The sequence below is a fragment of the Streptomyces sp. NPDC006393 genome, from assembly GCF_040628575.1.
Classification (GTDB): Bacteria; Actinomycetota; Actinomycetes; order Streptomycetales; family Streptomycetaceae; genus Streptomyces.
Genome location: NZ_JBEXZD010000021.1, coordinates 60,068 through 81,795 on the forward strand (window position 1 = coordinate 60,068; position 21,728 = coordinate 81,795).

General features: G+C 72.4%; 17 protein-coding genes and 1 riboswitch. Of the genes, 7 read left to right on the top strand and 10 right to left on the bottom strand.

Annotated features, from left to right (window positions below; translation table 11 throughout):
* The first annotated feature begins 224 nt into the window (after nt 1-224).
* Nucleotides 225-1,055 carry a VOC family protein gene (locus ABZ484_RS12365; RefSeq protein ID WP_358865835.1) on the top strand — a complete coding sequence of 277 codons (831 nt, stop codon included), beginning with the start codon at nt 225-227 and terminating at the stop codon, nt 1,053-1,055.
* A gap of 57 nt (nt 1,056-1,112) precedes the next feature.
* Here ABZ484_RS12365 and ABZ484_RS12370 read toward each other — a convergent pair whose 3' ends face one another.
* From ABZ484_RS12370 to ABZ484_RS12385, 4 genes are all read right to left on the bottom strand, one after another.
* Nucleotides 1,113-1,763: a thymidine kinase gene (locus tag ABZ484_RS12370; RefSeq protein WP_358865836.1), complete on the bottom strand. Its 651-nt coding sequence runs from the start codon at nt 1,761-1,763 to the stop codon at nt 1,113-1,115.
* Nucleotides 1,764-1,831: 68 nt separating this feature from the next.
* Nucleotides 1,832-3,022 (bottom strand): nucleotide pyrophosphatase/phosphodiesterase family protein, encoded by a 1,191-nt coding sequence (locus ABZ484_RS12375; protein ID WP_358865837.1) that lies wholly within the window; start codon nt 3,020-3,022, stop codon nt 1,832-1,834.
* Entirely contained in the window at nt 3,022-3,618 is a 597-nt protein-coding gene (locus tag ABZ484_RS12380; protein ID WP_358865849.1) for a DUF5998 family protein, read from the bottom strand. Before ABZ484_RS12380 ends, ABZ484_RS12375 begins: the two co-directional genes overlap by 1 nt.
* Nucleotides 3,619-3,722: 104 nt before the next feature.
* Nucleotides 3,723-6,998: a GNAT family N-acetyltransferase gene (locus tag ABZ484_RS12385; protein WP_358865838.1), complete on the bottom strand. Its 3,276-nt coding sequence runs from the start codon at nt 6,996-6,998 to the stop codon at nt 3,723-3,725.
* A 189-nt stretch (nt 6,999-7,187) separates the two neighbouring features.
* On the opposite strand from ABZ484_RS12385, the gene ABZ484_RS12390 reads away from it, so the two are divergent.
* Nucleotides 7,188-7,469, top strand: coding sequence for an HPr family phosphocarrier protein (locus ABZ484_RS12390; protein WP_030171859.1), 282 nt, complete (start codon nt 7,188-7,190; stop codon nt 7,467-7,469).
* A 313-nt stretch (nt 7,470-7,782) separates the two neighbouring features.
* On the opposite strand, the gene ABZ484_RS12395 is transcribed toward ABZ484_RS12390, so the two are convergent.
* The 4 genes from ABZ484_RS12395 to ABZ484_RS12410 all read right to left on the bottom strand — a co-directional run bounded on the left by ABZ484_RS12395 (nt 7,783) and on the right by ABZ484_RS12410 (nt 12,560).
* A complete protein-coding gene (locus ABZ484_RS12395) occupies nt 7,783-8,442 on the bottom strand; it encodes a GntR family transcriptional regulator (RefSeq protein WP_358865839.1) in 660 nt (219 codons plus the stop codon).
* Nucleotides 8,443-8,642: 200 nt separating this feature from the next.
* Nucleotides 8,643-9,401, bottom strand: coding sequence for a M23 family metallopeptidase (locus ABZ484_RS12400; RefSeq protein ID WP_358865840.1), 759 nt, complete (start codon nt 9,399-9,401; stop codon nt 8,643-8,645).
* A 12-nt stretch (nt 9,402-9,413) separates the two neighbouring features.
* A riboswitch (cyclic di-AMP (ydaO/yuaA leader) is annotated at nt 9,414-9,576 on the bottom strand.
* Nucleotides 9,577-9,801: 225 nt separating this feature from the next.
* Nucleotides 9,802-11,190 carry a pitrilysin family protein gene (locus ABZ484_RS12405; RefSeq protein ID WP_358865841.1) on the bottom strand — a complete coding sequence of 463 codons (1,389 nt, stop codon included), beginning with the start codon at nt 11,188-11,190 and terminating at the stop codon, nt 9,802-9,804.
* Nucleotides 11,187-12,560, bottom strand: coding sequence for a pitrilysin family protein (locus ABZ484_RS12410; RefSeq protein WP_358865850.1), 1,374 nt, complete (start codon nt 12,558-12,560; stop codon nt 11,187-11,189). The genes ABZ484_RS12405 and ABZ484_RS12410 overlap by 4 nt, the downstream gene beginning before the upstream one ends.
* A gap of 581 nt (nt 12,561-13,141) precedes the next feature.
* Here ABZ484_RS12410 and ABZ484_RS12415 point away from each other — a divergent pair.
* Complete coding sequence (locus ABZ484_RS12415; protein ID WP_358865842.1) at nt 13,142-15,598, top strand: DNA topoisomerase IV subunit A; 2,457 nt, start codon at nt 13,142-13,144, stop codon at nt 15,596-15,598.
* On the opposite strand, the gene ABZ484_RS12420 is transcribed toward ABZ484_RS12415, so the two are convergent.
* Nucleotides 15,595-16,647 carry a CobW family GTP-binding protein gene (locus ABZ484_RS12420; RefSeq protein WP_358865851.1) on the bottom strand — a complete coding sequence of 351 codons (1,053 nt, stop codon included), beginning with the start codon at nt 16,645-16,647 and terminating at the stop codon, nt 15,595-15,597. The genes ABZ484_RS12415 and ABZ484_RS12420 overlap by 4 nt on opposite strands.
* A 386-nt stretch (nt 16,648-17,033) precedes the next feature.
* Here ABZ484_RS12420 and ABZ484_RS12425 point away from each other — a divergent pair, with 386 nt between their 5' ends.
* Together ABZ484_RS12425 and ABZ484_RS12430 are read left to right on the top strand one after the other, a co-directional pair.
* Nucleotides 17,034-17,600, top strand: a complete 567-nt coding sequence (locus ABZ484_RS12425) for a DUF6082 family protein (protein ID WP_358865843.1) — start codon at nt 17,034-17,036, stop codon at nt 17,598-17,600.
* A gap of 125 nt (nt 17,601-17,725) precedes the next feature.
* Nucleotides 17,726-17,962 (top strand): hypothetical protein, encoded by a 237-nt coding sequence (locus ABZ484_RS12430; RefSeq protein ID WP_133932844.1) that lies wholly within the window; start codon nt 17,726-17,728, stop codon nt 17,960-17,962.
* Nucleotides 17,963-18,135: 173 nt separating this feature from the next.
* Here the strand turns inward: ABZ484_RS12430 and ABZ484_RS12435 are convergent, their stop codons facing one another.
* Nucleotides 18,136-19,302 (bottom strand): citrate synthase/methylcitrate synthase, encoded by a 1,167-nt coding sequence (locus ABZ484_RS12435; protein ID WP_358865844.1) that lies wholly within the window; start codon nt 19,300-19,302, stop codon nt 18,136-18,138.
* Between the two features lie 107 nt (nt 19,303-19,409).
* Here ABZ484_RS12435 and ABZ484_RS12440 point away from each other — a divergent pair, with 107 nt between their 5' ends.
* Entirely contained in the window at nt 19,410-20,666 is a 1,257-nt protein-coding gene (locus tag ABZ484_RS12440; RefSeq protein WP_358865845.1) for a citrate synthase, read from the top strand.
* 55 nt (nt 20,667-20,721) lie between these two features.
* Complete coding sequence (locus ABZ484_RS12445; RefSeq protein ID WP_358865846.1) at nt 20,722-21,684, top strand: sucrase ferredoxin; 963 nt, start codon at nt 20,722-20,724, stop codon at nt 21,682-21,684.
* Nucleotides 21,685-21,728: the final 44 nt, after the last annotated feature.

A 21,728-nucleotide genomic window follows, 5' to 3' on the forward strand; every position in this document is an offset into this window, starting at 1 on the left:
TCCGACTAATGTGCTCGGCCGGACAGGTCCGGTCACGACCCGTATGGGATCGGCCACATGCTGTACAGCCGATCGACACCTGTCGGAAAGCGCACCGAAACGGGCGGGAAACCGCGGAGCGGGCATCCTCCGGGCAGGGAACCGCTGTTGGGCGGGGCAAGCATCGGTTTGGGTCCGGGGAGCGGAATCGACGCGGCCATCGTGAGGCCGAGAAGAGAGTGACGATGACCGAGGCACCGGAGTCGGCAGGCGACAGCCGCCGGGCACACGCGCGGTACGCGCCCGGCACACCCTGCTGGGTGAGCCTGATGGTGCACGGCATGGCCGCGACCCAGACCTTCTACGGGGAACTCTTCGGCTGGGAGTTCCGGCCGGGCCCCCACCAGCTGGGCCCCTATGTGCGGGCCCTGCTGGACGGCCGGGAGGTGGCCGGCATCGGCCAGCTGCCGCCGGACCGCTATCTGCCCATCGTCTGGACGCCGTATCTCGCCTCGGAGGACGTGGATCTGACGGCCGAAACGGTACGCCTGTGCGGCGGCACGATCGGCGTGGGACCGCTGGACGCGGGCGACGCCGGACGCCTGGCGATCGGCTCCGATCCCTCCGGGGCGGTCTTCGGCGTGTGGCAGGCAGCGGCGCACCTCGGCACGGACCTCGGCGGTGTCCCCGGAACACCCGTCTGGAACGAGCTGCGCACCTTTGAGACCGCCACCGTCGCCAAGTTCTACGAGACGGTGTTCGGTCACGAGGTCCGGCGGCCGGCTACCGCCGCCGGGGCGGACTCCGGGTCCGGGTCCGGCTTCGACCATGTGACCCTGTGCGTCGACGGCCGTGCCGTCGCCGGGATCCAGGGTGTGGGTCACGCCCTGCCCCGTGACCGCGGCCCGCACTGGGTGACGTACTTCGAGGTCGCCGACGCCGACGACGCGGCCGAGCGCCTCACCGCGCTCGGCGGACAGGTCCTGACGCCCGCCAGGGACACCGCCCACGGCCGCGTGGCCATGGTCGCGGACCCCGAGGGCGCACGCTTCGCCCTGGTCTCCGGCGCACGGTGACCGGGCCCGTCACCCGCGTCGGCCGGGTCCGTCACTCTCCCTGACCGGGTCAGTCCCTCAGGAGGGTGACACCGGCAGGACGTCCGGTGACAGTGCGGCGGCGTGGGCCGAGGCGGCCGTCATGCGGCGGCGATGGTGGCGGCGGCACAGCACCTCGTAGCCGATCTCGTCCGCGGACCGGTTGACGTCACCGACGACCACCTGGGCGCCCTCGACGACCATGACCCCGCCGACCGTACGGGCGTTGTGGGTGGCGCGGGAGCCGCACCAGCACAGGGCCTCGACCTGCAGCACCTCGACCCGGTCGGCGAGTTCCACCAGGCGCTGGGAGCCGGGGAACAGCTTGGTGCGGAAGTCGGTGGTGATACCGAAGGCGTACACGTCCACGTCCAGGTCGTCGACCACGCGTGCGAGTTGGTCGATCTGCTCCGGCCCCAGGAACTGCGCCTCGTCCGCGATCACATAGTCGGCGCGCCCGCCCTGGGAGAGGTGGTCGACGATGTAGGCGTACAGATCCATGCCGTCCTCGACCTCGACCGCGTCCGTGACCAGACCCAGGCGTGAGGACAGCTTGCCCTCGCCCGCGCGGTCGTCCCGCGTGAAGATCAGGCCTTGCAGGCCACGCGCCGAACGGTTGTGCTCGATCTGGAGAGCCAGTGTCGACTTCCCGCAGTCCATCGTTCCGGAGAAGAACACCAGCTCGGGCATGGGAGGTCGGGCACCTTTCGGTGAGGTCGGCGGATACTGCGGCGCGGGAGGAGACACGCGGGAAGGACTCAGGAGCGAACTTCGAGCAAGGGGACCAGCTGTTCGGCCGGGGTCATCGAACCGTGGTTGCCCACCATCGACGACTCCTTCGGTTCCCGCTCGGAGGCGATGAGCAGCACGTCGTCGCGGGCCGCCGCGACCACGTCGCCGATCCGCGCGTACACGCGATCGTCGATCCGCGGTCCGAACCAGCCCGCCGCCACCGCCTCGTCGCGGGAGGCCACCCAGAACTGCTCGCCCAGCACCTCGCGCCAGCAGGTCAGCACGTCGCCCTCGGCGCCCGGCACGGCGTACACGTGCCGGGCGCGCCCCTCGCCGCCCAGCAGGGCGACGCCGGCGCGCAGCTCCCAGTCCTCGTCGAAGTCGATGCGGTGCTGCTCGTCGAACGGGATGTCGACCATGCCGTGGTCGGCGGTGATGTACAGCGCGCTGCGCGGCGGCAGCTGCTCGGCCAGGCGCTGGGCCAGCCGGTCGACGGCCATGAGCTGGCCGCGCCAGGTGTCGGAGTCGACGCCGTAGCGGTGGCCGGCGCCGTCCAGCTCGGAGTAGTACGTGTAGACGAGCGCGCGGTCGCCGGCCGCGAGCTGCTCGGCCGCGAGATCCATGCGGTCCTCGCCGGTCAGCCGCCCCAGGAACGTTCCGCCGCTGAGCGCGACCCGCGTCAGCGGGGTGTTCTCGAACGTCGGGGAGGACACCTGGGCGGCGTGCACACCCGCCTGGTGGGCCAGCTGGAAGATCGTGGGGTACGGCTGCCAGGAGCGCGGCTCGCTGTACGGCTGCCAGCGCAGCTGGTTCATCAGCTCGCCGGTGGCGGGGTTGCGCACCGTGTAGCCGGGCAGGCCGTGGACGCCCGGGGGCAGGCCGGTGCCCACGGAGGCGAGGGAGGTGGCGGTGGTGGCGGGGTAGCCGGCGGTGAGCGGGCGTCCGGTGCCACCGCGCGAGCTGCCCAGCAGTGAGGTGAGGAACGGCGCGTCCTCGGGGTGCGCCCGCAGCTGCTGCCAGCCCAGGCCGTCGATCAGGAAGACGCAGGCGCGGTCGACGGGGGTCAGCTCGGGGATCGCGGCCGTCATGTCCGGCACGCCCATGCCCGCGGCCAGCGTGGGCAGCAGGTCGGCGAGGGAACCGGAGCCGTACTCGGGGACGGGTGCGGACTCTACGGCCAGAGGTTCCGGGTGGTCCCAGGCGGTGGACTGTGTCATCAGTGGCTCAGGTCCGCGGTGGCCTCGGAGATGGCCTGGGCGAAGGCCAGGGCCTGGCGCACCGTGTCGGGCCCGTCCCCGGCCTCGCTCACGCGCAGGCTCAGATCGTCCGCCGTCGAGTTGCCCGTGTAGCCGTGGTCCGCCTCGCAGTTGGGGTCGCCGCAGGCGGCGGGTTCCAGGTCGATGCGGGAGACCGCGCCCCAGCCGATGGTGAGCACGATCTCGCGGGGCAGGGTGCCCGGCGTGTACTGCTCCGGGTTGGCCACCACCCGGCTGACCACGACCGACGAGATCCGGCCGAGCTTGACCGACTCGGTGGACGTCGTGGCGTACGGCGTCGGGGAGGTGCTGTCGGCGGCCTGCTCGTCGGTGTGGCTGACGATGAAGCGGTTGCCGGTGAGGACCAGCACCGTCACATGCCGGCGCACCTCGTTCTGGTCGAAGGTGGTCTCCTGGTGGACCAGGTACGACCGGATGGGCTCGCCGCCCACGGCGGCCTCCACCGCCTCGGCCACGAGAGCCGGGTAGTAACCGCTGCGTTCGATCGCCGCCCGCAGCCCCTGGGTCGTCGTACTGGTCTTGGCCATGCCGTCCATCCTACGGGGGCGCACTGACTGCGAGGCACCGCTCAGTACCGCGAAACCCGCTCCGCACCCCGGATCCCGAGCCCCGTGTCCCGAGTCCGAGCCCTGAGCCCCGCTCAGTACGCCGGGAGCGTGCGCGGGCCGAGGTCGTCGCGGGCGGGCGGCGGCGCGAGGCGGACGCTCGCGCCGAGGACGCTCACCCCGCGCGGGGCGACGACGACCGGCTCCAGGGTGACCGCGACGACCTCCGGGTGGTCGTCGACCAGCCGCGACACGCGCAGCAGCAGCTCCCCCAGGGCCGGTGTGTCGACCGGCGCGGAACCGCGCCAGCCGAACAGCAGGGGGGCGGTCCGGATGGAACGGATCATGGAGGTGGCCTCGCGGCCGGTGACCGGGACCAGCCGGTGCGCCATGTCGTCGAGCAGCTGGGAGGCGGCTCCGGCGAGCCCGAAGGAGAGCACGGCGCCGGCCGCCGGGTCGATGACCGCCCGTACGACCGTGTCGACGCCCCGGGGCGCCATCGTCTGCACCACCGGACGCAGCTCCTCCGGCTTCCCGAACAGCTCGGTCAACTCGGCGTAGGCCCTGCGCAGTTGCTCCTCGTCGGCCAGGTCCAGCCGGACGCCACCGAGGTCGGCGCGGTGACGCAGGTGCGGGGCGGTGGCCTTCAGGGCGACGGGGTAGCCGAGGGCCCGGGCGGCCTCGGCGGCGGTGTCGGCGGTCGGCGCGGGGATGGCCCGGCGGACGTGGATGCCGTAGCGGCCGAGCAGCTCGCAGGTCTCCTCGGTGCCGAGCGTGAGGCCCTGCCCGCGCGCGAGCAGCCCGTGGATGAGGGCGGCGGCGCCCTTCTCGTCGATGTCCTCGTACTCCGGCACCTTGCCCGGGTCGGCGGCCTCCCGGCGCCACTGGCCGTACCTGACGGCCTCGGCGAGGGCCCGGACGGCGCGCTCGGCGGCGGGGTAGGCGGGGATGAGCAGGGAGCGCGCTCCGGGGCGCGCGGGACCGGGCTCCGCTGCTGAAGCCGTGGCGGAGGGGCCGCCGGAGGGCGGCGCCGCCGGTGTGACGGCGGGCGTGGTTCCGGTGGCCGCCGTGGGCGCTCTCCGGGGGGCCGGACCTGGCTGCGGGTGCGCGCCTGCTTTCGGTCCCGTGCAGGTTTCGGGGTCGAGGTGGTCCAGGGGGGCGGAACCGAACCACGGTTCTTTCCCGGGCCGACGCCCCGGGGCGGGCCGGGACGCCGTCGCGGGCCGCACGTCCCCGCTGGGCCGGGACGCGCGCCCGGGCTGCACGCTCGCGCCGGGCGGGGAGGTTGTGCCGGGCGGGGAGGTTGTGCCGGGCGGGGAGGTTGTGCCGGACTGCGCGCTCGCGCCGGGCTGAGAGGCTGTGCCGGACTGCGCGCCCGTGCCGGGCTGAGAGGCTGTGCCGGACTGCGCGCCCGTACCGGGCTGAGAGGCTGTGCCGGACTGCGCGCCCGTACCGGGCTGAGGGGTTGTGCCGCGTTCGGGGGGCGTGCCGGGCGCGCCGGCCTGCGGGCCCGTGCTGGCTGCCGCCGAGAGGGCCTCCGCGAGGCCGCCGAGTTCGACGTGGACGACCAGGACCGGCTTGCCGGGCGTCGCCTCCGCGGCGGAGCGGAGGGCCTCGGCGAGCGCCGCGTCCTCGGGGGCGCCCTCCCCCACCGCGGGTATCGCGGTCACGACCACCGCGTCGGTCGTCTCGTCGGCGAGCGCCCGCGACAGCGCCGACCGGAAGTCCTCCGCGGACGCCGCCGTCGTCAGGTCCTGCGGCGGCTGCGGGCGCAGCCCCTCGGCGAGACAGCGGTCGTACGTCAGTACGCCCAGCGACTCGGAGTTGCCCAGGATCGCCACCCTCGGGCCGGGCGGGAGCGGCTGCCGGGCGAGCAGCAGCCCCGTGTCCACCAGTTCCGTGATGGTGTCCACGCGGATCACGCCCGCCTGCCGCAGCAGGGCCGAGACCGTCGCGTGCGGCAGCCTCGTCGCCCGTACGGTGTGCCCCTGGGGGGCGGATCCGGGCCCCTGCACCACGACCAGAGGCTTCGCCGCCGCCGTGCGCCGGGCGAGCCGGGTGAACTTGCGCGGGTTGCCGATGGACTCCAGGTACATCAGGGCGACGTCGGTGTGGGGGTCGTCGTACCAGTACTGGAGGACGTCGTTGCCGGAGACGTCCGCCCGGTTGCCGGACGAGACGAAGGTCGACACTCCTGTGACACCGGTCACGCCGCCGCCGCGCCGGTGCAGCCGGGACAGCAGCGCGATGCCGATCGCCCCGGACTGCGCGAACATCCCGATGCGGCCGGGACGCGGCATCTCGGGGGCGAGGGAGGCGTTCAGCCGGACGTCCGGTGAGGTGTTGATGACCCCGAAGGCGTTGGGCCCGATGATGCGCATGCCGTACGCGCGCGCGTGCCGCACGAGTGCGCGCTGGCGCTCGCGCCCCTCGGGTCCGCTCTCCGCGTATCCGGCGGAGATCACGACGAGCCCCTGCACACCGTGCTCGCCGCACTCGGTGACGACCGCGGGGACCTGCTCGGCCGGTACGGCCACGACGGCGAGGTCCACTGGTCCTTCGATCTCCCGCACCGAGCGGTGGGCGGGCACTCCGTCGATCTCCTGCCGGTCCTCGCCGAAGGCGCGGTTCACGGCGTGCAGCCGGCCGGTGAAGCCCGCCTCGCGGATGTGGTCCAGGACGCTGCGGCCCACGCCCCCGCGGGTGCGGCCCACCCCGATGACGGCGACCGAGCCGGGCACCAGCAGGCGGCGTACCGACCGCCCCTCGGCGCGCTGTTCCCGCGCGCGCTGCACGGCGAGGGAGCGGTCCGTGGGCTCGATGCCGAACTCCAGGTGCACGACGCCGTCCTCGAAGCTGCGCTTCTGGGTGTACCCGGCGTCGGTGAACACCTTGATCATCTTGGTGTTGGCCGGCAGCACCTCGGCGGTGAAGCGGCGGATGCCGCGCTCGCGGGCGACGGCCGCGATGTGTTCCAGGAGGGCCGAGGCGACTCCTCGCCCCTGGTGGGCGTCCTGCACCAGGAAGGCGACTTCCGCCTCGTCGGCCGGCGCGGAGGCCGGCACACCACCGGCGCCGACGCGGTCATAGCGTACGGTGGCGATGAACTCGCCGCCGATCGTGGCCGCGAGTCCCACCCTGTCCACAAAGTCGTGGTGCGTGAAGCGGTGGACGTCCTTCGCGGACAGACGCGGATAGGGCGCGAAGAAGCGGTAGTACTTGGACTCGTCCGAGACCTGCTCGTAGAAGCTGACCAAGCGGTCGGCGTCCTGGGCGGTGATGGGGCGGATCCGGGCCGTGCCGCCGTCGCGCAGCACCACGTCGGCCTCCCAGTGGGCGGGATACTCATGCCGGTCCGACGAGGTCTGCATGGGGCCCAGAGTACGGCTAGCGTCCGACAACGGCGCGAGGCAGTCTGTGGAGGAACCGCGCGAGGAAACCCATCGGACCGAGGCCGCGGTCCGACGCATTCCGGGACGGGACACCGTGCCGCTCCGGGGCGTGCTCCACGTGTGGGAAACTGGTCTAGACAACCCTGATACACCGAAGGGCAGCATCACATGGCTGAGCGCCGCGTCAACGTCGGCTGGGCCGAGGGCCTCCACGCCCGCCCCGCTTCCATCTTCGTCCGGGCCGCCACGGCCGCAGGTGTCCCCGTGACGATCGCCAAGGCCGACGGCACCCCCGTCAACGCGGCCTCCATGCTGGCCGTCCTCGGCCTCGGCGCCCAGGGCGGCGAGGAGGTCGTCCTGGCCTCCGACGCCGAGGGCGCGGACGCCGCCCTGGACCGGCTGGCCAAGCTGGTCTCCGAGGGGCTCGAGGAGCTTCCCGAGACGGTCTGACGGTCCGGTCGAGCGCTGACGTCGCGTCTCGACTCGAGCACTGAAGCCGCGTCGCCCGCACCGGGTGGCGCGGCTTCGCTCTCTCCGGCTCGTCCCTCAACGGACCGGCTCGGGGGATCGCCTCAGCGGATCAGCTCAGAGGGTCGATTCAGTCGATTCAGAGGATCGGGCAGCGGATCGGCTCAGAGGACGGCTCAGAGGATCGGCCGCACAGCGCGCCGAACGAAATTCCGATGCACCGGAAAGCCATCCCCGAAAAGGGCAGGGCGAATACCGCCACACGGAATTCCCCTCTTTGTATACGGCCGCCGCGTTAATTCCGTGCTCCCGATGTGTTTACGGGACGTTGCGAAGTCCTCACCCGGTGGGCGGCGGTCGCGCGCTCGGCGTGCACGGCGGTCAGCGCCCGCGCGCGCTCGCCGTCGCCGCGCGCCACCGCGTCGGCGATGGCGCCGTGCTCGGCCCAGGACTCCACCGGGTCGGCCGGGACCGGCACCGAGTACATCCAGGCGATCTTGTGCCGCAGCTGGGTCAGCATGGCGGTGAGCGCCGGGCTGCCGCAGGCCTGGGTGAGCGTCTCGTGGAACCAGCCCCCCAGGGACCGCAACTCATCGCCGCCGCCGCTCACGGCCCGTTCCTGCCCCAGCCTGACCAGGCCCCGCAGCACCTTCAGATGGGCCTCCGTGCGCCGCTGGGCGGCCCTGGAGGCAGCCAGCGGTTCCAGCAGGAGCCGCATCTCCAGCAGGTCGGCGGCCTCCTGCTCGGTGGGCTCCGCCACGCACGCCCCGGCGTGCCGCCGGGTCACCACGAAGCCCTCGGCCTCCAGGGTGCGCAGGGCCTCGCGCACAGGGACCCGCGAGACGCCGTAACGGCGGGCGAGAACCCCCTCGGTGAGCCGGCTGCCGCGCTCATGGACTCCGGCGACGATGTCGTCCCGGATCGCCGTGCACACCGAGTGCGCCGGAATGCGCATGACCGACCTCCGCCTGAATCCCGCCGGAATCCCCGTTTGCGCGCCACACCTGGCGCCCGTTCCGTGACTCTATTCCAGTCAGCGGGAATTTCCGACGGCGGGCCGGAATCCATGGATATTTTTTGGACAGCGCCGCGTCCGGAACGCCGAAAGCCCCGGCTTCACCGGCCGGGGCTTTCGGGCAGGGCTGCGCGGGTCGCTCAGACGTTCACACCGTGCGCGCGGAGGTAGGCGATCGGGTTGATGTCGGAGCCGTACTCCGCGGTGGTGCGGGCCTCGAAGTGGAGGTGCGGTCCGGTGACGTTGCCGGTCGCGCCGGACAGGCCTATCCGCTGGCCCGGGACGACCTTCTGGCCCACCGAGACGCCGATGGACGACAGGTGCCCGTACTGGGTGTACATGCCGTCGGCCATCCTGATCACGACCTGGTTGCCGTAGGCCCCGCCCCAGCCGGTCTGGACGACGGTGCCGATGCCGACGGCGTGCACGGTGGTGCCGCTCGCGGCGTGGAAGTCGATGCCGGTGTGGGAGCCGGAGGACCACAGGGAGCCGCCGGTCTTGTAGCCGGTGGAGACGTACGAGCCGGAGATCGGCGGCACGAAGGCGTTGAGGCGCTTGCGCTCGGCCTCGCGGGCGGCGCGCTCCTTGGCCTCGCGCTCCTTCTGCGCCAACTCGGCGGCCTTCTTGCGCGCGGCCTCCTCGGCCTTCTTCTGCTCGGCGGCCTGCCGCTGGGCGGCGGCCTGGGCGTCGATCTTCTGGGCGACGCTGTCGCCGATGGTGATGACCGGGGTCAGGCCGGTCTCCTCGGGGGCGGGAGTCTCGGCGGCCAGGGCCGGTGTGGCGGCGAGAGCGCCGAGGACTCCGGTGGTGGTGAGCGCCGCGGCACCCACCGCGCGGGCGGTGGTGCGGTGCATCCGGCTGGGGCGGCGATGCTTCCCGGTGGCGCGCGTGAACGCCATGTAGACGCTGGTCCTTTCCTTCCCTCTCGCCTACCGGGTTAGCTGACGGGTTCGGAGCAGGAAGGTCTCCTACGGACCCCTCGCTGCGCGCGCGGGTGTCCGATTCACCCCAGGGACTGGGTGGGTCCCCGGCTCCCCTGGCTCGCGCCGTACGGGGACTCGGCGATGGCTGTCCGGTGCCGCGGATGCGGCGCACTGCCCGACGAACAGCCGGACCGACGCTAGAGGGGGGCGCTGTCAATTCCCAAACCGATCCGGACTTTTGTAGCGCATGCCACAGGGCAGACAGGCAACCTCTCCCCCAATTCGGACATCGTGGGGCCCTGGTGACGCTTCGGTCACCAGGGCCCCCACGCGCGCGTGCCTCGCGTCCGCTGCCGGACGGTGTTCCCGCGGGCCGCTACTCGGCCGCGACGACGCTCACTTCTCCGATGCCCAGGGCCTCCACGGGCTCCTTGATCTGCGCCGCGTCACCGACGAGGATCGTCACCAGCCGGTCCACCGGGAAGGCGCTCACGACCGCCGCGGTGGCCTCCACCGTGCCGGTGGCGGCGAGCTGCTGATAGAGCGTCGCCTGGTAGTCGTCGGGCAGGTGCTGCTCGACCTGGTCGGCCAGCGTGCTCGCCACGGCGGCGGCCGTCTCGTACTTGAGCGGCGCCACACCGACGAGGTTCTGCACGGCGACGTCCCGCTCGGCGTCGGTGAGGCCCTCGGCCGCGAGCTTGCGCAGCACCGTGAAGAGGTCGTCCAGTGCCGGGCCGGTGTTCGGCGTGTCGACCGAGCCGCTGATCGCGAGCATCGCCGCGCCCGAGCCGTCGGGGGCCGAGCGCAGCACCTGGCCGAAGGACCGCACACCGTAGGTGTAGCCCTTCTCCTCGCGCAGGACGCGGTCCAGGCGGGAGGTGAGGGTGCCGCCGAGGCAGTAGGTGCCGAGCACCTGGGCCGGCCACACACGGGCGTGCCGGTCGGGGCCGATGCGGCCGATGAGGAGCTGGGTCTGGACGGCGCCGGGGCGGTCCACGACGACCACGCGGCCGGTGTCGTCGGCGCGCACCGCCGGCACGGGCCGCGGCTTGGCCGGCGAGCCGGCCCAGGCGCCCAGGGTCTCGCCGAGCAGCTCTTCCAGGTCGATGCCGGTGAGGTCGCCGACGACCACGGCGGTGGCCGTGGAGGGGCGGACGTGCCGGTCGTAGAAGGCGCGTACGGCCGCCGCGTCGATGCCGCGGACGGTGTCCTCGGTGCCCTGGCGCGGGCGCGACATGCGCGCGGTGGCCGGGAACAGCTCCTTGGAGAGCTCCATGGCGGCGCGGCGGGAGGGGTTGGCCAGCTCGTGCGGGATCTCGTCGAGCCGGTTGCGCACCAGCCGCTCGACCTCGGAGTCGGCGAACGCGGGCGCCCTGAGGGCGTCGGCCAGCAGGCCGAGCCCCTTGGCCAGGCGGGAGGCCGGAACCTCCAGGCTCAGCCGTACGCCGGGGTGGTCGGCGTGCGTGTCGAGGGTGGCGCCGGCCCGCTCCAGCTCGGCGGCGAACTCCTCGGCGGAGTGCTTGTCGGTGCCCTCGGAGAAGGCCCGCGCCATGATCGTGGCGACACCGTCCAGGCCGACCGGCTCGGCGTCCAGCGGGGCGTCCAGCATCACCTCGACGGCGACGACCTGCTGGCCGGGGCGGTGGCAGCGCAGGACGGTCATGCCGTTGTCCAGCGTGTCGCGCTCGGGCGCCGGGAACGCCCACGGCTTGGCCTCGCCCGCCTTGGGCTGGGGGTGGAAGTCCATCGTGGCGAGCTCGGTCACTTCGCCGCCTCCTCGGTGTCGTCGGTGGCCGCGGCGTCCGCGTCCTTGGCGTCGCCTGCTTCGGCAGTGTCGGCGGCGGTCGGCTCGTAGACGAGCACCGCGCGGTTGTCGGGACGCAGGCGCGCCTTGGCGACCTCCTGGACCTCCTCGGGCGTCACCTCCAGAACGCGCTTGACGGCGGTCAGGGCGAGCTGCGGGTCACCGAAGAGGACCGCGTACCGGCACAGCTCGTCCGCGCGGCCCGCGACCGTGCCGAGCCGGTCCAGCCACTCGCGCTCCAGCTGGGCCTGGGCGCGCTCCATCTCCTCGGCCGTGGGCCCCTCCTCGGCGAACCGGGCGAGTTCCTCGTCGATGGCGGTCTCGATGACCGGGACCTCGACGTCGCCGGAGGTCTTCACGTCCAGCCAGCCCAGCGAGGGCGCCCCGGCCAGCCGCAGCAGGCCGAACCCGGCCGCGACGGCGGTACGGTCGCGGCGCACCAGGCGGTTGTAGAGGCGGGAGGACTCGCCGCCGCCCAGGATGGTCAGCGCGAGGTCGGCCGCGTCGCTCGCGCGCGTGCCGTCGTGCGGGAGCCGGTAGGCGGCCATCAGGGCACGCGCCGGGACCTCCTCCTCGACCACCTCGCGCAGCTGCTCGCCGATGATCTCGGGCAGCGAGCCGTCGCGGGGTGCGGGCTTGCCGTCGTGGGACGGGATGGAACCGAAGTACTTCTCGATCCAGGCCAGCGTCTGCTGCGGGTCGATGTCGCCGACGACCGAGAGGACGGCGTTGTTGGGGGCGTAGTACGTGCGGAAGAACGCGCGGGCGTCCTCCAGGGTGGCCGCGTCCAGGTCGGCCATGGAACCGATCGGCGTGTGGTGGTACGGGTGGCCCTCCGGGTAGGCGAGGGCGGTCAGCTTCTCGAAGGCGGTGCCGTAGGGGACGTTGTCGTACCTCTGCCGGCGCTCGTTCTTCACGACGTCGCGCTGGTTCTCCATCGACTCGTCGTCCAGGGCTGCGAGCAGGGAGCCCATGCGGTCGGCCTCCAGCCAGAGGGCGAGCTCCAGCTGGTGGGCGGGCATGGTCTCGAAGTAGTTGGTGCGCTCGAAGCTGGTGGTGCCGTTGAGCGAGCCGCCGGCGCCCTGCACCAGCTCGAAGTGACCGTTCCCCTTCACCTGACCGGAGCCCTGGAACATCAGGTGCTCGAAAAGGTGAGCCAGTCCGGTCCGTCCCTCGACCTCGTGGCGGGAGCCGACGTCGTACCAGAGGCACACCGCCGCGACCGGGGTCAGGTGGTCCTCGGAGAGCACCACGCGCAGACCGTTGGCCAGGCGGTGCTCGGTCGCTGTCAGGCCGCCGGAGCCTGCCTCGGCTGTGGCCGTGTGACCCATGGGCATGTACGTCCCTTCGATCGCGGTGGCGGTCCGCGCACCGCCCTTCTCCTGCCGGTCCTGCCACTGTATGCAAGCGCACGGACCCCTGGCGAAGTTCCCGAACCCCGTACGCCGAGAGCGAGAAGGAAAGACGCCGGGAACGAGAAGACAAATAAGCGAATACCTGGCCGACACCACCCCCGAGCGGGAGTGGCGACGACGTCCCGGGAGCAGGTGCGACGGGGCCCGCGGCCGGCTCCGCGCGGATCGAGGCGGCGGGGTCGGGAACTCTCCCGTACTCTGCGGGGCGGCCCCGTCTCGGTCGTCACGGTTCCCGTCGTCGGCGGTCGCGGGTGGGCGTTCGAAGGGGGCCGGTCGGTGGGGTGGGGCGGGGTCTTGTCCGGGTTGTCAGTGCGGCGCGCCACAATGGTCCGCGTCAGATCCCGTCACACGCTTCAGCAAGAGTGAGCCGAAGTGGCGCGTCGGTGTCGACGGGGCGGGCGTGCACGGGCCCGAGAGGGCCGAGCGCGGTCGCCCCGCCGAGACCGGCATGAGCGCCCCGTAGGCGAGCGATCAGAGTTCAGGAGGAGCCGGCAGCGATGGCCCGCCGCAGCACGAAGACCCCGCCGCCCGACGAACCGTACGAGGAGAAGATCCTCGACATCGACGTCGTCGACGAGATGCAGGGCTCCTTCCTCGAGTACGCGTATTCGGTCATCTACTCCCGCGCCCTGCCGGACGCCCGGGACGGACTCAAGCCGGTGCACCGCCGCATCGTCTACCAGATGAACGAGATGGGCCTGCGCCCCGAGCGCGGGTACGTGAAGTGCGCCCGCGTCGTCGGCGAGGTCATGGGCAAGCTCCACCCGCACGGCGACGCGTCGATCTACGACGCCCTGGTGCGCCTGGCCCAGCCCTTCTCGATGCGTGTCCCGCTCGTCGACGGCCACGGAAACTTCGGCTCGCTGGGCAACGACGACCCGCCCGCCGCCATGCGGTACACCGAGTGCCGTATGGCCGAGGCGACGAGCCTGATGACCGAGTCCATCGACGAGGACACGGTCGACTTCGCCCCCAACTACGACGGCCAGGAGCAGGAGCCGGCGGCGCTGCCCGCCGCGTTCCCGAACCTGCTGGTGAACGGCTCCTCGGGCATCGCCGTCGGCATGGCCACGAACATGCCGCCGCACAACCTCGGCGAGGTGATCGCGGCCGCCCGCCACCTGATCAGGCATCCGAACGCGGACCTGGACGCCCTGATGAAGCACGTCCCGGGCCCCGACCTGCCCACCGGCGGCCGGATCGTCGGCCTGTCCGGGATCCGCGACGCCTACGAGAGCGGGCGCGGCACGTTCAGGATCCGTGCCACGGTCTCGGTGGAGACCGTCACGGCCCGCCGCAAGGGCCTGGTCGTCACCGAGCTGCCGTTCACGGTCGGCCCGGAGAAGGTGATCGCCAAGATCAAGGACCTGGTGGGCTCGAAGAAGATCCAGGGGATCGCCGACGTCAAGGACCTCACCGACCGCGAGCACGGACTGCGCCTCGTCATCGAGATCAAGAACGGCTTCGTGCCGGAGGCGGTCCTGGAGCAGCTGTACAAGCTGACGCCGATGGAGGAGTCCTTCGGCATCAACAACGTCGCGCTGGTCGACGGCCAGCCCCTCACGCTGGGCCTGAAGGAGCTCCTGGAGGTCTACCTCGACCACCGTTTCGACGTCGTCCGGCGCCGCAGCGAGTACCGGCGCGGCAAGAAGCGCGACCGGCTGCACCTGGTCGAGGGCCTGCTGACGGCGCTGGTGGACATCGACGAGGTCATCCGGCTGATCCGCTCCAGCGAGAACTCCGCCCAGGCCAAGCAGCGCCTGATGGAGCGCTTCTCGCTGAGCGACGTGCAGACCCAGTACATCCTCGACACGCCGCTGCGCCGGCTGACCAAGTACGACCGCATCGAGCTGGAGGCGGAGAAGGACAGGCTCACGGCGGAGATCGCGGAGCTGACCCGGATCCTGGAGTCGGACGCGGAACTGCGCAAGCTGGTCTCGGCCGAACTGGCCGCGGTCGCCAAGAAGTTCGGCACCCCGCGGCGCACGCTGCTCCTGGAGGCGGGCGCCGTCCCGGCCGCGACAGTGCCGTTGCAGGTGGCGGACGACCCGTGTCGCGTGCTGCTGTCCTCGACGGGCCTGCTGGCCCGCACCGCGGGCGGTGAGCCGTTCCCGCACGAGGCGGGCGGCAGGCGGTACAAGCACGATGTGATCGTCTCCGCGGTCCCGGCCACCGCCCGCGGCGAGGTGGGCGTGGTGACCTCGGCCGGCCGTCTGCTCCGCCTGAACGTGGTCGACCTGCCCCAGCTGCCGGAGACGGAGTCGGCGCCGAACCTCTCCGGTGGCGCGCCGCTCGCGGAGTTCGTCTCCCTGGAGGACGACGAGACGGTGGTCTGCCTGACCACGCTGGACGAGTCCTCGCCGGGCCTGGCGCTCGGCACCGAACAGGGCGTCGTCAAGCGGGTGGTGCCCGACTACCCCTCCAACAAGGAGGAGTTGGAGGTGATCGGCCTCAGGGAGGGCGACCGGATCGTCGGCGCCGTCGAGCTGCGCACCGGTGACGAGGACCTGGTCTTCATCACGGACGACGCCCAGCTCCTGCGCTACCAGGCCGGCCAGGTCCGGCCGCAGGGCCGCCCGGCCGGCGGCATGGCCGGTATCAAGCTCGCCGAGGGGGCCAAGGTCATCTCGTTCACGGCCGTCGACCCGGCCGCGGACGCGGTGGTCTTCACGGTCGCCGGTTCCCGCGGGACGTTGGACGACTCCGTGCAGACGACGGCGAAGGTGACGCCGTTCGACCAGTACCCGCGCAAGGGCCGGGCCACCGGCGGCGTGCGCTGCCAGCGCTTCCTGAAGGGCGAGGACTGCCTGTCGTTCGCCTGGGCGGGCCCCGTCCCGGCCCGTGCCGCCCAGAAGAACGGCACCCCGGCCGAGCTCCCGGACATCGACCCGCGCCGCGACGGCTCGGGCGTGTCGCTGAAGAAGACGGTGGCGGCGGTGGCCGGCCCGGTCTAGACCGGCGGTTCCTCGCTTCCCTGCTCGTCCTCGGGTTCCCGGACGTAGCGCAGGACGCCCCACATGCCGTGCTCGTCGGCGTGTGGGGCGTCGTTCTCGCACGCCTGGAGTTCCTTGCCGAGGAGCGGTACGTCGATGCCGGAGCCGATGAGCACCAGCTGGGTGCGGCGGGGCCGGGCGCCGGCCGGCCAGGGCTCCGGGTAGAAGCGCAGAAAGCGCCCCACGGCGTGCACGGCGTAGCGGTTGCGCGGGTCGTGGGGGCCGAAGTCGACGTATCCCTTGATCCGGTAGAGACCGTCGGGCCGGCTGTCGAGGAACCGCATCAGCCGGCGGGGGTCGAGCGGCACGTCGGAGGCGAAGGAGAGACTGTCGTAGCCGGCGTGCAGATGCCCGGCGTGAGGACCGTGGGGATCGCCCTCGTCGGCCGTCGACAGATCGTCGAACGACAGCTGCCCGACGCGCTCCTCGCGCGGCCTGCGGTCGAAGAGGAGTTCGGGATCGACACGGCCGTGGGTCGCCGGCACGACGGCCGCCCGGTCGACGAGGGACCGTACGGTCCCGAGCACCCGCTCCGCACCGTCGGCCCGGTCGACCTTGTTGACGACGACGAGGTCCGCGAGCGCCAGATGCCGGTCGATCTCGGGGTGCCTCGCGCGCGTGTCGTCGAACTCGGCGGCGTCCACGACCTCGACGAGGCCGCCGTAGACGACTCCGGGGTTCTCGCTGGCCAGCACCATGCGGACGAGTTCCTGGGGTTCGGCGAGCCCACTGGCCTCGATGACGATCACGTCGATGCCGGCACCGGGGCGGGTGAGCCGGTCGAGATAGAGATCGAGTTCGCCCGCGTCGACGGCGCAGCACAGGCACCCGTTGCCGAGGGAGACGGTGGAGTCGCCCAGCGCGCCCGCGACCGCCATGGCGTCGATCTCGATGGCGCCGAAGTCGTTGACGATCGCTCCGATGCGGCTGCCGCCGCTGTGGTGGAGGAGGTGGTTGAGCAGGGTGGTCTTCCCGGAACCGAGGAATCCGGCGAGCACGAGGACCGGGATCTGACCACCGGTCCCGCTCGGGCTCGGACTCGGGTTCGGATCCGGGTTCCGGCTCGGCTGGCTCACCGCGCGACCTCTCTCACACCGACGCGTGCACCGGCTCACGGCCGCGGTGCACCTGGGACGACTGAATGCCGACCCAGGATACGAGCCGCGCGAATCACGCCGAAGTGAACGATTGTTAGCCGCACTTGCGGGGCAGACGTTGGACATGGCGCCGGAGCGTGCGACCCTCGCTTCCCTCCGTGCGCCTCCTCTCCGCCTCCCCGCCGATCAGAGCCGCTCGGCACTCTGGGAGACGGCAAGCGCCGCCCACCGCTCGCCGGTCCCCGTCACCCGCCCCAGCCCCGACGACCGGCGGACGGCCGCCTGATACGGGGGTTGACATGGTCACTCAGAAAAAGGCAGCGGGGAGGTTCGGCTCCGCCGCGGCCGGTCTGCTGCTCGTCACCGCCACCCTGACGCTCGCCGCGCGCCGCCGGCGCCTGGAGGCGGAGCGACTGGAGGCGGAACGACTGGAGGCACAGCGCCTGGAACACGAGGAACTGGACTCCAGGCGCCGGGCCCTGGCGCATCAGCAGCGCATGCACTGGGACCTGCTCGCCAGGGCGATCGACGATCCCTCCCTGGCGGCGGTGATCGACACCTACGACCAGAGCATTCCGGCGGAGAAGCGGCGCCAGTTCTTCTACGCCAACGCCTGGTACGTCAACCTCTACTTCCTCTACCAAGCGGGGCTGCTGGACCAGGAGGAGCTGTTCGGACGGTTGCGGGAGATCTTCCAGAACCCGCTGATGCGGGACTACTGGGAGGCGTCGAAGGCCCAGCGCGCGACCCTGAAGCAGTCGGCGGAGGAGGCGAGGATCGGACAGATGGTCGACGGTCTCATCAGGGATCTCGACGAGGCAGACACGGACGAGTGGTGGGTCATCGGCACCCCGCCGCCCTCCTGATCACTCCGCGCGAGTGACGTTCGGCGGATCACGGGTGGCGTTTGGTCCGATCCGGTCACAGTGGCCCCAGCGACCCCAGTAACGTGCTGGCCACAACTGTGCCCAGAACTAAGGACCGGTACCCCTTGAAGATCGTGCGCCGCATCGGTGTGCCTCCGAGCGCCCGTGGCAGTACTTCGGGAGCCAACTGCCCCGACGTCTTCGAACTGAGCGACGGAAACTTCGCCGTCATCGGCACCGAAGCCACCGAGGCGCTGGAGCGGGAACTGCCCGCCGACGCCTCCCGCGCGGACTACGAACGCATCGTGGTCGTCAGCCGGGAGACGCTGATCCGCGCCAAGGCGGACATTCCCGACGCCTGAGTCCTCACACGAGGCCGGGTCCACCCCGTAGGCGTCCCGTCCCCGCACCGGCCGCACGCGCAACCGCCCACCGAGCCGGACCGTCCCTCCGGCGAGCAGTCCGGCACCCCGTCCCTGCTCGACGCCCACCGATGAGGCCTGGCGCCCGAACGGCACCAGGCCGCACGTCTCTTTCAGGCCGCCCCGGGCACCTCCACCGGTGGAACCGGACCGACATAACGCGCCACCGGCCTGATGATCTTCGAGTCCTCCGCCTGTTCGAGGATGTTCGCACTCCAGCCCACCACTCGGGCCGCCGCGAAGGTCGGGGTGAACATCTCGCGGGGCAGGCCGCAGAGTTCCATGACGACGCCCGCGTAGAACTCGACGTTCGTGTGGAGCTCGCGGCCGGGCTTGAGCTCGGCGAGAATGGCCTCCACGCGACGCTCGACCTCGACGGCGAACGCGACCCGCGGCCCGCCGAACCCCTGGGCGATCTCGCGCAGCATGCGGGAGCGGGGATCCTCGGTGCGGTACACGGCGTGGCCGAAGCCCATGATGCGCTCACCGGCCAGAACGCGGTCACGGATCCAGGAGTCGATCCGGTCCGGGGTACCGATCGCGTCCAGCGTGTCCAGCGCCCTGCTGGGCGCGCCTCCGTGGAGCGGCCCCGACAGGGCCCCGACGGCGCCCACCAGGCAGGCCGCCGCGTCCGCGCCGGTGGACGCGATCACCCGTGCCGTGAAGGTCGACGCATTGAATCCGTGATCAATGGTTGAGATCAAGTACTGCTCGATGGCCCGTGCGTGCCGTGCGTCCGGTTCCGAACCCGTCAGCATGTAGAGGTAGTTCGCGGCGTAGGACAGGTCCTCGCGCGGCTCCACCGGTTCGAGCCCCTGCCCCAGCCGGTACAGCGCGGTGAGCAACGTCGGCACGGCGGCGCAGGCCACCAGCGTGTCCTGGCGCCTGTGGTCCGCGTCGATGTCGTACACCGGGCGGAAGCCCTGGGCCGCCCCGAGCAGGGACAGCGCGGTGCGCAGGCCGGAAAGCGGGCCGGAGCGGGCGCTCGCAGCCGCGACGGCGGGCAGCGCCGCGCGGACCTCCCCGGACAGCCGGCGCAGCGCGGCGGTCCGGGTGGCGAAGGCGTCGCTCTGCCGCGCGTCGGGGAGTTCCCCGTGCACGAGCAGGTACCAGACGTCCTCGAAGCGCCGGGTCCCGGCAAGTTCGACGGCCGAGTACTGACGGTAGTGGTAGAAGCCCTCGAGCCCGCGGACGTCACCGATTCGGGTGTCGGTGACCACGACTCCCGCGAGGCCCCGCGGTGCGTCGACAAGAGTGGCTGCGGCCCTGTTGCTGGACATGTTTCCTCCCATGGACTTGAGTTGACTGTCCATGCTTGACTCAATCTCTGTCAACATTGATTCAATCAATGCTTTACCGGACGGCTGGGGCGGATACGGTGGGCTCCATGCGCGATCAGGAAACCGCCGTCGGCGCCGCGGAGCGGCGGCTGAGCACCAAGGAGACCGCCGAACTGCTCGGGGTGAAGCCCGAGACCGTGTACGCGTACGTGAGCCGTGGTCAGCTCAGCAGCCGTCGTGATCCGAGCGGCCGGGGCAGCTCCTTCGACGCCAAGGAGGTCGAGGCGCTCGCCCGCCGCAACCGGCGGGACGGCGGCAGCGGCGCGGACTTCGGCGGGGAGCTGTCCGTGCGGACCCGCGTCACCCTCATCGACACGGACCGCTACTACTTCCGCGGTGTCGACGCGACGGAGCTGGCCGCCCGGCACACCTACGAGGAGATCGCCGAGTGGCTCTGGACCGGGCGCATGCGCCCCGGAGTCACCTTCACCGCGCCCGAGACCTCCGTCGCCGTGGCCCGCCGGGCGGTGGAAGCCCTGCCCGAGCACGCGGGGCCCACCGACCGGCTGCGGGTCGCCGCGATCGCGGCCGCCGCCGCCGACCCCCTGCGGTTCGACCTGTCGGAGGACGCCGTGCTCGGCACCGCGCGCGTGCTCATCCCGACCCTCGTCGCCGCGCTGCCGCCGGTCCGGTCCACACACCGCGATCAGGGCCCGCTCGCGCACCGGCTGTGGGGACGGCTGACCGGCCGCCCCGCCGACGACGCCTCACTGCGCGTCCTGGACACCGCGCTCGGCCTGCTCGTCGACCACGACCTGGCCGCCTCGACGCTCGCCGTGCGCGTGGCCGCCTCCGCCCGCGCACACGCCTACGCCGCCGTCTCCGCGGGGCTCGGCGTGCTCGAAGGCCCGCTGCACGGCGCGGCCGGAGGACTGGCCCACCGGCTCGTCCTGGAGGTCCTGGACCGGGGCGCCGCGGGGCCCGTCATCGCCGACGAACTGCGCGAGGGCCGCCGCATCCCCGGGCTCGGCCACCGCCTCTACCCCGGCGAGGATCCACGCGCGCGTGCCCTCTTCGGCCTCCTGGAGGACATCCCACGGGCCGCCCCCGCCCTCGCCGCCGCCCGCGACATCGTCGCCACGACCGCCCGCCACGCACCGCTGCACGCCAACGTCGACCTGGCCCTCGCCGTGTTCACGGCCTCGTCCGGCATGCCCTCAAGCGCCAGTGAGACGATCTTCGCCGTGGCCAGGACGGCGGGCTGGATCGCCCACGCTCTGGAGGAGTACGGGGAGCGCCCGCTGCGCATGCGCCCGAGCGGCCGGTACGTCGGCCCGCGGCCTCCGCGGCCGCTGCCGGAGTAGATCGTTCCGGGCGCCGGATGCAGCTGGTGCGCCAAGTCAGGTTAGGCTCGCCTGTGTGAGTACGTGCGCGACCGTCTCCCGGCAGCTCCACGAGCCGCTGTCCGCCACCGCGCCCACGGCGACGACGTGGCTGCTGCTGGAGCAGCCCGGTCCGTGGGGCCCGAAGGCGCTCACCTCCAGCCATCTCGACCCGGGCCTGGGACGCCTGCTGGAGCGGGCGGCGCAGGGCACCGGCGTCCGGGTCGCGCTCATCCGCCGCCCCGGGCGGCACGCCGACCGCCGCACGCCGTCCGTGCGGCATGTGTACGCGGCCCACACGGTTCCCGGCAACGTATGGCTGCACAGCGCCATGACCGTCGACCCCGAGCGGCTGCTGGGTCTCGACTTCGCCGCCCTGGGCAGGGGCGATCACCGCGGCTTCGACACGGTACTGGGGGGCCGGCCGCACTCGGGTGACCCGCTCGCCCTCGTCTGCACCAACGGCAGGCGCGACCGGTGCTGCGCCCTGCTCGGCCGGCCGCTCGCGGCCGCGCTCGCCGCCACCGGTGTGCGGGAGGCCTGGGAGGTCACCCACCTCGGCGGCCACCGCTTCTCCCCGACCCTGCTCGTCCTGCCGCACGGATACGCCTACGGCAGGGCCGAGGCGCACACCGTCATGGACGCCCTGCGCGGCGTCCGGGAGGGCCGGGTGGTCCTGGAGGGCTGCCGGGGCCGTACCGCCTGGGAACGGCCCGGACAGGCCGCGGAACTGGCCGTGCGGACCGCATCCGGGGAGGACCGGGCGGACGCGCTGACCGTCGTGGGCACCGAGACCCTGCACGCCGACGGCGCGGCGCCCCGCTGGGAAGTGACCGTCGCCCACATCGACGGACGCCGGTGGCACGTGACCGTGGAGCAGGGTGCCGCCGTACCGCCCCGACCGGAGAGCTGCGGCGCGGCGGTACTGGGCGCGCCGGCTCACCTGGACGTGACGGCCGTACGCGAACCGACGGTCGCCCGGTCGGCGCCCGGCCGCTGACACCGGACCATGTGACCGCGCGGGGTCCCGGTGCGCCCGCTCGC

Excerpts from the sequence above, each read along its gene's own strand:
- ABZ484_RS12365 (WP_358865835.1), top strand. The coding sequence starts at position 225 with ATGACCGAGGCACCGGAGTCGGCAGGCGACAGCCGCCGGGCACACGCG.
- ABZ484_RS12370 (WP_358865836.1), bottom strand. The coding sequence starts at position 1,763 with ATGCCCGAGCTGGTGTTCTTCTCCGGAACGATGGACTGCGGGAAGTCG.
- ABZ484_RS12375 (WP_358865837.1), bottom strand. The coding sequence starts at position 3,022 with ATGACACAGTCCACCGCCTGGGACCACCCGGAACCTCTGGCCGTAGAG.
- ABZ484_RS12380 (WP_358865849.1), bottom strand. The coding sequence starts at position 3,618 with ATGGACGGCATGGCCAAGACCAGTACGACGACCCAGGGGCTGCGGGCG.
- ABZ484_RS12385 (WP_358865838.1), bottom strand. The coding sequence starts at position 6,998 with ATGCAGACCTCGTCGGACCGGCATGAGTATCCCGCCCACTGGGAGGCC.
- ABZ484_RS12390 (WP_030171859.1), top strand. The coding sequence starts at position 7,188 with ATGGCTGAGCGCCGCGTCAACGTCGGCTGGGCCGAGGGCCTCCACGCC.
- ABZ484_RS12395 (WP_358865839.1), bottom strand. The coding sequence starts at position 8,442 with ATGCGCATTCCGGCGCACTCGGTGTGCACGGCGATCCGGGACGACATC.
- ABZ484_RS12400 (WP_358865840.1), bottom strand. The coding sequence starts at position 9,401 with ATGGCGTTCACGCGCGCCACCGGGAAGCATCGCCGCCCCAGCCGGATG.
- ABZ484_RS12410 (WP_358865850.1), bottom strand. The coding sequence starts at position 12,560 with ATGGGTCACACGGCCACAGCCGAGGCAGGCTCCGGCGGCCTGACAGCG.
- ABZ484_RS12415 (WP_358865842.1), top strand. The coding sequence starts at position 13,142 with ATGGCCCGCCGCAGCACGAAGACCCCGCCGCCCGACGAACCGTACGAG.
- ABZ484_RS12425 (WP_358865843.1), top strand. The coding sequence starts at position 17,034 with ATGGTCACTCAGAAAAAGGCAGCGGGGAGGTTCGGCTCCGCCGCGGCC.
- ABZ484_RS12435 (WP_358865844.1), bottom strand. The coding sequence starts at position 19,302 with ATGTCCAGCAACAGGGCCGCAGCCACTCTTGTCGACGCACCGCGGGGC.
- ABZ484_RS12440 (WP_358865845.1), top strand. The coding sequence starts at position 19,410 with ATGCGCGATCAGGAAACCGCCGTCGGCGCCGCGGAGCGGCGGCTGAGC.